Source organism: Streptomyces sp. NPDC051636 (genome assembly GCF_044453765.1).
Classification (GTDB): Bacteria; Actinomycetota; Actinomycetes; order Streptomycetales; family Streptomycetaceae; genus Streptomyces.
In genome coordinates this window covers 128,992-136,737 of record NZ_JBITDA010000025.1, presented here as the reverse complement: position 1 = coordinate 136,737, position 7,746 = coordinate 128,992, and the positions used below count along the sequence as shown (strand labels likewise).

The following is a 7,746-nucleotide window of genomic DNA, read 5'->3' as shown; positions in this document are numbered from 1 at the left end:
GTATCAGCCCTTCGCTGAGCGACTACTCAACGCGAGCAGATGGGGTGCCGTCGACGGAATACGCGACACTTGAACATGCGACCTCACCAGTCCCGAGGCCGGGGTTGACGCGCCCCGGGAGCTATATCGAGATGGGCTTCCGGTTCACGGCGCCGCTGTTGCTGCTGCTAGCCGTGCTTGCGCTACGTGGGCGGGTCAAACGTTGACCGAACAGGGCATCGATACCTACACCATGGAGGGCCGCACCAAGCTCGGCAGGCTGTCGGTAGTGGCGGAGCTCCAGCAAGAACTGATCGTGGCAAACACCAACGACGGTCTCGCCTCAGCGCGGGCGCGGGGACGCGTCGGCGGGCGCCGGCCCGAACTCCCCGCCGACCAGGCCACGCTCGCCCAGCAGCTCTACGACGCCCGAGAGAAGACCATCCAGTAGATCGCCGATCTCTGCGGCGTACCGCGGAGCGCGGTGTACGGACACCTCGACCGATAGAACACCGTGCCCCAACCAGCCGAAGAACACGACCACCACCAGACCCTGAAGACCATCGGTTGCGGCTGATGCCACCGTTCTTACCGGCACCTCAGGTCGGCCTGGAGAAGCTGCCGGGCCGAGTCCGCGTAGCGGATGGCTGTCTTCTCGTCGATGCCGAAGAGGAGGGTGAGGTGGAGCGGGTCGGCGCCGTGGGCGAGGGCTTCTTCGAGCTGGCGGTCGACGCGGAGCCGTTCCAGGGTGGCGGTGAGGTTGCGGGTGGCCCGGGTGGTCCAGAGCTTGCCGGCCGGGCCGAGTTCGACGGCGGTCTTCTGGGTGATCAGCAGGTGGGGGTTGGCCGTGTTCGGCCAGCGGCTGCGGCGGTGGTCGAGCCAGTCCAGGACCGCACGCCGGGTGAGGTCATCGAGCGGGCGGACGTGGCCGCCGACGGTGATGCGCCGGTTGCCCAGGTCGACGTCGTCCAGCTGCATCGTCCGGATCATCTTCGGCCGTGCCGCGTGGACGGCGGCCAGGGCGACGATGAGCCGGATGTCTGGGGTGCTGGCCGCGGCGATGGCCTCGTCGATGTCCGCCTGGACAAGGGTTTGGAGGACGCCGCCGGTCTGCCGGGCGACACGGATACGGATCGTGGGATTGCGGAAGATCTGGCCGTTCTTCTTCGCGTGCCGGAACAGCGACCGCAGCGCGACGATCCGGCTCTCGCGCTGTTTGCCGGTGACAGCGTCCCGGGCCGCGATGATGTCCTCTCGGGTGACCTCTCGCAGGTGGTCGTAGCGGCTGGACCACTCCAGCAGCACCGGCTGGATCTCACCCAGGTAGGCCCATGCCGTGTGCCGGGAGCGAGGCTCGGACCGCGGGCCACCGTCGAGGAGAGTGCGAACCCAGGCTTCGACGGCGCGATGGATGCCCGGGGGCATTCCGTCGAGTTTTCGCTCCACCCACCGGTCGACGGCGGGGGCCCGGTCGTCGGCGAACAGGCCGAGACGGTCGAGGACTTCGGCGGTCCGCACGACGGGAAGCCCACGGACGCGCAGGGCCGGGAAGAGCTCGGAGTACCGGATCGATTCACCTTCGCGGAAGCCGGACAGCACGATGACCAGGGCTCGGTTCACGTCGCTGGTGATCCAGCGGCTCCAGCCGCGGGCCTCTCCCAGGGACCGAGCGGCCTGCCGGGCCCGGACCAGCCAGGGGTTGGCCAGGTCAGCGTGGAGTTCTCGGTCGAACCGGCGGAAGTCCCGAGTGGCAGTGAACAGCGTCATTTGCGTCGACGTCGTGATCACGCGATGCGGTTCGGGGAGGGGCGGCGGCTTCAGCACGCACCGCCCGGCCTTGCCGACCTGGGGCCCGCCGTTCTTGGGCCGCTGGAGGTTCGCGAAGAACAGCTGCTGGCAGGTCACCTGCCGCAGGTACGGCTCGATCAGCGAAGCCTTGCCGCTGGCCTTGATCGCCCAGGTTGCCTGAGCCCGGCAGAGGCGGCAGCAGCCGTGCTTGTCGTCGACCGGGACCTGCCGCCGGCATCCGACGCACTCGCCGACGGCGTGTTGCTGGCCGTAGGTATAGCAGCCGCGGCAGAAACGGCCGGGCAACTGCCCCCCAGGCGAAACAGCCTGACCAGGAGGCCGCCGGCTTGTTCTCGCTGATCTTCCCCATGGTGATGGTGACCAGGTCACATAGGCGGCAGGGAACGGCCGTCGCGGCGCTTGGGCACGACAGCCGGGGCCACCACCGAGCCGGTCGTGGCTTCCTGGGCTCCAGCCTGCTGACCTGGGCGGCTGACCGTCCCGGGCTCGGGAATCAGCAGATCACCGATCTCACAGCCGAGCACGACACAGATCACGTCCAGGTCCTCCAGCTTGAGGGAGACCGGCTGGCCGGACCACAGACCGGACATCTTCCCGGCCGAGATCACCAAGCCGTGCTCAGCCAGGCTCCGCTGGAGCTCGGACGCCTTCCAGATCCCCTTGTTCGCGGCGGTCAGCCGCAGGTTCCACTTCATCCCATCAGTCCTTCCAGCCGCTTCGCGGCCCGCTGCTGCCCGGACACCCAGGCGTCCTCGACCCGGGTCTGCTGGACGTGGATGTACCGCATCGTGGTGGCGATCCAGGAGTGACCGAGGACCTCTTGGATCCCGAGCAGATCAAGCCCTCCGAGGTAGAGCTCGGACGCGCAGAAGTGCCGCAGGACGTGCGGCGTCAGTCTGTCGGCCCAGCCTGGCAGATGGGCTTCCGCCGCAACGGCCAGACCGTTGCGCAAGGCGTCGTCGCCGACACGGCGCGAGGAGCCGTCGGCGTTCTTGCGCTCGGAGGGAAACAGCGGGGCACCGGGGCGGGTGTGGTCGTCGTCAAACTGGCCCCAGACGTCCTCGATGAACCACCGCAGCGTGCGGTCTGCACCGTTGATCAGCGGCACCATCCGCTCACGCGGACCCGATCCACGGGCGCCCTTGCCGTGACGCACATGGAGCTTGCCGAAGCGGCCAAGGTCCCACTTGATGTCGGCCAGGTCGAGCTTGCATGCCTCGCTCACCCTGAGTCCGACCTGCGACATCAGTTTCGACGCGGTGTAGTTCCGCGCGGTCGGGGCGAACTTGCGGCAGGTCGCCAGCTCGCCGCCCCAGCCGGTGAACAACGTCTTGATCTCCGGCTCGGTCGGCGGAATCCGCAAAGCGGCGTCCTTGGATCCCCGCGGGCGGTTCATCTCATCGATCGGACACTCGACGACCCGCCCGGTCATCCGGTGGATCTCGACCTTGTGCCGCAGCTCCAGGAACAGGAAGTACGTGGTCAGCGCCTGCGCGCGGGCCAGCCGGGTACCGCTCGGCGAGCCCCGCAGCACCTTCCCGAAGTACCCGTCGGCGTCAGCCGGCTCCATATCCCACAGCGGCCGCCCGAACCAGGCCCGCATCTGGTCCAGGTGCCCGACGTCCCCGCGGATGGTGCCGTCCGCCAGCCCCGCCGAAGCTCGCGCGAGCACGAACCCGGCGAGCACGTCGGTCTCGAGCTGTTCCAGTTCCTCCGCCGAGACCGGATCGCGGAACTCACGCAGGTCGCGTACGGCTGCCAGCGCCAACCCGAGCCTCCTCGCCTTCACCCCGATCACAGATTGATCGGACGAAGTGAGAACGCCTCACGAATCCTGAAGTTACGTCACCGGCTCGAAGCGCACCCCAAGGAGACAGAACACCCTGGCCACAGGGACAAGGAGTCAGCAGGGCTCAGAGGAACTCACGGGATGTCGCACACTATGCGGTCTTCGGTACCCTGCGGACCGCGCAGTAACCGGCAGCAACCTGCGCGGATCAGGCGTACTGGGTCTGAGGCTTGCAAGGTTTCGTGCTGAGGGGTCTTTCTCCCACGTCGGCAGGTGGACGAAGGTGTCGGGCCAGGGCACCGCCGAAGTCGTCGGCAATGCCCCGCCGCCCCCATCGGCAACTCCATCCATCCGCCGGAGGAACGCACCATGACCGCAAGATCCACCCGTCGTCCGACCGCCGTACATCCCCGGCTAGAAGCGGTCGGTGCGATCGCGGTCGCCGGCGCCCTGCTTCTGACCGGCTGCGGCGACCAGACCGACAAGAGCGGCAACACGAACTCCGGCTCGGCTCCCTCGGCGTCGGCTCCGTTGGCCGACAAGCTGCCCGCGGACATCAAGAAGGCCGGTGTCATCAAGGTGGGCTCCGACATCGCCTACGCGCCGGTCGAGTTCATGCAGAACGGCAAGGCCGTCGGAATTGACCCCGACATTGCGGCCGCCCTCGGCAAGCAGCTGGGAGTGAAGTTCGAGTTCCAGAACGGCAAGTTCGACAACCTAATCGTGGGCCTGCAGGCCAACCGCTTCCAGGTGCTCATGTCGGCGATGAACGACACCAAGGACCGACAGAACGGCATCGACTCCGACACCGGCAAGAAGGTCGGCAACGGCGTCGACTTCGTCGACTACTTCACCGCCGGCACCTCCATCCAGGTCCAGAAGGGCAACCCGAAGGACATCAATTCGCTCGACGACCTGTGCGGCAAGGTCGTGACCATGGTGAAGGGCACCACGTCCGAGGGCATCGCCAAGGCACAGAGCAAGAAGTGCACGACGGACGGCAAGAAGGCCATCGACCTCCAGACCTTCGGCACCAACACCGAGCCGCTGCTCCGTCTGAAGCAGGGCGCGGCGGTCGCCGTCCTGAACGACTTCCCGGTGGCGGCGTACAACGCGAAGACCGCCGGCAAGGACTTCGCGGTCGTCGGCGGCCAGATCGAGGCGGGTCCGTACGGCATCGCCGTCAGCAAGGACAACAGTCAGCTGCGCGACGCCCTCCAGGCCGCGGTGAGCGCGATCATCCAGAACGGCGACTACACCAAGATCCTGCAGAAGTGGAACGTCACGGACGGCGCCGTGACCGAGGCGAAGATCAACGGCGGCTCCTGAGCCTCACGCAACACTGAAAGGCAGTCACCGTGACTGACACTGTCGACACGGCTCAGGCACAGTCCATGCCCCCGGAGCAGATCAAGGCCATTCGCGTGCGCCACTACGGCCGCTGGGTGGCTGGCGCCGTGGTCATCGCCATCCTGGCGCTGATCGGCGTCGCCTTCTCCAACGCGAACATCAACTACAGCATCATCCCCGACTATCTCTTCGACCCGGGCATCGCGAAGGGCGCCTGGACGACGCTGTACATCTCGGTGCTCGCCATGGTGCTCGGCGTCGCGCTCGGCATCATCCTCGCCGTGATGCGGCTGTCGTCGAACCCCGTCACCAGTACCGTGGCCTGGTTCTACATCTGGTTCTTCCGGGGCACCCCGGTCCTGGTCCAGCTGCTGCTCTGGTACAACATCTCGCTCATCTTCCCCATCCTGAACCTGGGGTTCTACAAGGACGAGATGAACCAGGTGATGACACCGGTCCTGACGGCCCTGCTCGGCCTCGGACTGAACGAGGCCGCGTACATGTCGGAGATCGTCCGCTCCGGCATCCAGTCGGTCGACGAGGGCCAGACGGAGGCATCCCACGCCCTGGGCATGACCCAGGGCAAGACGCTGCGCCGGGTGATCCTGCCGCAGGCCATGCGGGTCATCGTCCCGCCGACCGGCAACGAGTTCATCAACATGCTGAAGACCTCGTCCCTGGCCTACGCGGTCCAGCTCCCCGAGCTGATCAAGAAGGCCACGGACATCTCCAGCACCTCACTGGCGGTCGTCGAAATGTACTTCGTGGCCTCAATCTGGTACCTGCTCCTGACCACGATCTTCAGCATCGGCCAGTACTACGTCGAGCGCCGTTACGCCCGGGGTTCGTCGCGCAATCTGCCGCCGACCCCACTACAGCGGATGAGGAAGAACCTCCGTATGTTCGGTTCGATCCGCCGCCCGGAGGTGGCCCGATGAGCGATCTCATCAAGAACATGGTCAAAGGCACGAGCGGCCACCCAATGGTCAGGGCTGAGGGCGTGCACAAGTCGTTCGGGCTGTCGCACATCCTCAAGGGCATCGACCTGGAGGTGCATCCGCGAGAGGTGTTCTGCCTGATCGGCCCGTCCGGCTCCGGCAAGTCCACGTTCCTGCGGTGCATCAACCACCTGGAGAAGATCAGCGCTGGCCAGCTGTACGTCGACGGCCAACTGGTCGGCTACCGGCAGAGCGGCGACAAGCTCTACGAGCTCAAGAAAAAGGAAGTGGCGGCGCAACGGCGGGACATCGGCATGGTGTTCCAGCGCTTCAACCTCTTCCCGCACATGACGGCGCTGGAGAACGTCATCGAGGCGCCGGTCCAAGTCAAGCGCGAGTCCAAGGCCGCCGCCCGGGAGCGCGCGCGGCTGCTGCTGGACCGCGTCGGCCTCGGTGACAAGACCGGCCACTACCCGGCCCAGCTCTCCGGCGGTCAGCAGCAACGTGTCGCCATCGCCCGTGCGCTGGCGATGGAACCCAAGCTGATGCTCTTCGACGAGCCGACCTCCGCCCTCGACCCGGAGCTGGTCGGCGACGTCCTCGACGTCATGCGCGACCTCGCCGAGTCCGGCATGACCATGGTCGTCGTCACCCACGAGATGGGCTTCGCCCGCGAGGTCGGCGACAACCTGGTCTTCATGGACGACGGCGTCGTGGTCGAATCCGGTCACCCGCGGGAGGTACTGGCGAACCCACAGCACGAGCGGACGAAGTCTTTCCTGTCCAAGGTGCTCTGACAGTGCACACGGCGAGAGGCGGTAAGGCAACTCCGTACCGCCCCTTTCACTGCCTTTCCTCGATAGCGATCCGGCTGTGCACTCCACGATGGGCGCCGGAGCCGTGCAGGCGGTTCTGGCGGTCTCCGGGGAGACCAAGCAGGTCATATGAGCCAGCGGCTAGCTGGTGCTGCTCGCGGGGTGGAGGTGGTCCTCGGCCTCGGGCACCGCGTTGCGCAGGGCCGACAGCGTGGTGCCGAGCAGCGGATTGCTGTTCTCGGTGCGGTGCAGCGCCAGCACGGTGCGATGAGCGAAGCGTTCGGTGAGCCGGGTGGCGTCGATGCCTGCGGTGGCCGCGTGGCCGAGCGCGGGGACGACCGCCACCCCGAGGCGGGCGGAGACCAGTTCGCGTACCACGTCGTAGTCGTTGCTGCGGAAGGCGATGTCGGCGTCGAACCCGGCGGCCGCGCACAGCCGGATGAGAGCCTGTGCTCCGCCAGTGCCCTCGCGGCTGGTAATCCACCGGGCCCGGGACAGCCCGGGCAGGCCGACGTTCAGGCGGTTGCCGCTGGGGCTCAGGAGGAGGAGATCCTCGCGCAGCAGCGTATGGCGGGTCAGTTCGTCCGGCCAATGGCGCGGGCTCAGTGCGTACTCGTACACCAGGGCGAGGTCCAGCTCTCCCTGGCCGAGCGCGGTGACGAGTTCACCGGGCTCGCCCTCCGTCAGCTGGATCTGCGCCTTTGGATGGGTGGCGACCAGCGCGGCGAGGGCTGCGGGCACCAGGCGGACGCTCGCGGTGGGAAAGCTGCCGAGCCGCAGCCGTCCCGTGGCGCCGGTGGCGAGCTGCTGCACCTGGTAGTCCAGGTCGTCTAGGGCCGCCAGCACCGGGGTGCCGAGCTCGACCAGGCGGTGGGCGGCGGCGGTGGCGCGGATGCTGTGGGCCTCGCGCTCGAAGAGGACCAGTCCGGTCTCCTTCTCCAGCGCGGCGATCTGCTGGGAGACCGCGGAAGCGGTGTAGCGGAGGTCGCGGGCCGCGACGGCGAACGAACCGCTGCGGACGGCGGCCTTCAGGGTGAGCAGATGCAGAGGTCTCAGCAACGCGGGC

Annotated in this window: 8 protein-coding genes; 4 read left to right on the top strand and 4 right to left on the bottom strand. The window is 67.3% G+C overall.

The features are described from left to right. Nucleotides 1-202: 202 nt before the first annotated feature. The gene (locus ACIBBH_RS33310; protein ID WP_399411094.1) at nt 203-430 is read left to right on the top strand and encodes a recombinase family protein; all 228 of its coding nucleotides are present in this window, start codon (nt 203-205) and stop codon (nt 428-430) included. 137 nt (nt 431-567) lie between these two features. Here ACIBBH_RS33310 and ACIBBH_RS33305 read toward each other — a convergent pair whose 3' ends face one another. From ACIBBH_RS33305 to ACIBBH_RS33295, 3 genes are all read right to left on the bottom strand, one after another. Continuing rightward, nucleotides 568-2,073 (bottom strand): hypothetical protein, encoded by a 1,506-nt coding sequence (locus ACIBBH_RS33305; RefSeq protein WP_399411092.1) that lies wholly within the window; start codon nt 2,071-2,073, stop codon nt 568-570. 80 nt (nt 2,074-2,153) lie between these two features. Next, nucleotides 2,154-2,483, bottom strand: a complete 330-nt coding sequence (locus ACIBBH_RS33300; RefSeq protein WP_399411090.1) for a helix-turn-helix domain-containing protein — start codon at nt 2,481-2,483, stop codon at nt 2,154-2,156. Further along, complete coding sequence (locus ACIBBH_RS33295) at nt 2,480-3,556, bottom strand: tyrosine-type recombinase/integrase (RefSeq protein ID WP_399411087.1); 1,077 nt, start codon at nt 3,554-3,556, stop codon at nt 2,480-2,482. The genes ACIBBH_RS33300 and ACIBBH_RS33295 overlap by 4 nt, the downstream gene beginning before the upstream one ends. Before the next feature lie 390 nt (nt 3,557-3,946). Between ACIBBH_RS33295 and ACIBBH_RS33290 the strand changes: the two genes are divergently transcribed. From ACIBBH_RS33290 to ACIBBH_RS33280, 3 genes are all read left to right on the top strand, one after another. Beyond that, nucleotides 3,947-4,906, top strand: a complete 960-nt coding sequence (locus ACIBBH_RS33290; protein ID WP_399411085.1) for an ABC transporter substrate-binding protein — start codon at nt 3,947-3,949, stop codon at nt 4,904-4,906. Nucleotides 4,907-4,971: 65 nt separating this feature from the next. Continuing rightward, nucleotides 4,972-5,865: an amino acid ABC transporter permease gene (locus ACIBBH_RS33285; protein WP_399411100.1), complete on the top strand. Its 894-nt coding sequence runs from the start codon at nt 4,972-4,974 to the stop codon at nt 5,863-5,865. Further along, entirely contained in the window at nt 5,862-6,662 is an 801-nt protein-coding gene (locus ACIBBH_RS33280; protein ID WP_399411083.1) for an amino acid ABC transporter ATP-binding protein, read from the top strand. The genes ACIBBH_RS33285 and ACIBBH_RS33280 overlap by 4 nt, the downstream gene beginning before the upstream one ends. Nucleotides 6,663-6,821: 159 nt before the next feature. Here the strand turns inward: ACIBBH_RS33280 and ACIBBH_RS33275 are convergent, their stop codons facing one another. Further along, on the bottom strand, nt 6,822-7,739 hold the full coding sequence (locus ACIBBH_RS33275) for a LysR family transcriptional regulator (protein WP_399411081.1): 918 nt from the start codon (nt 7,737-7,739) through the stop codon (nt 6,822-6,824). Between the last annotated feature and the right edge of the window lie 7 nt (nt 7,740-7,746).

What these genes read in the sequence shown, in the direction of transcription:
- ACIBBH_RS33300 (WP_399411090.1), bottom strand. Translation starts at nt 2,483, where the DNA reads ATGAAGTGGAACCTGCGGCTGACCGCCGCGAACAAGGGGATCTGGAAG.
- ACIBBH_RS33280 (WP_399411083.1), top strand. Translation starts at nt 5,862, where the DNA reads ATGAGCGATCTCATCAAGAACATGGTCAAAGGCACGAGCGGCCACCCA.
- ACIBBH_RS33290 (WP_399411085.1), top strand. Translation starts at nt 3,947, where the DNA reads ATGACCGCAAGATCCACCCGTCGTCCGACCGCCGTACATCCCCGGCTA.
- ACIBBH_RS33285 (WP_399411100.1), top strand. Translation starts at nt 4,972, where the DNA reads ATGCCCCCGGAGCAGATCAAGGCCATTCGCGTGCGCCACTACGGCCGC.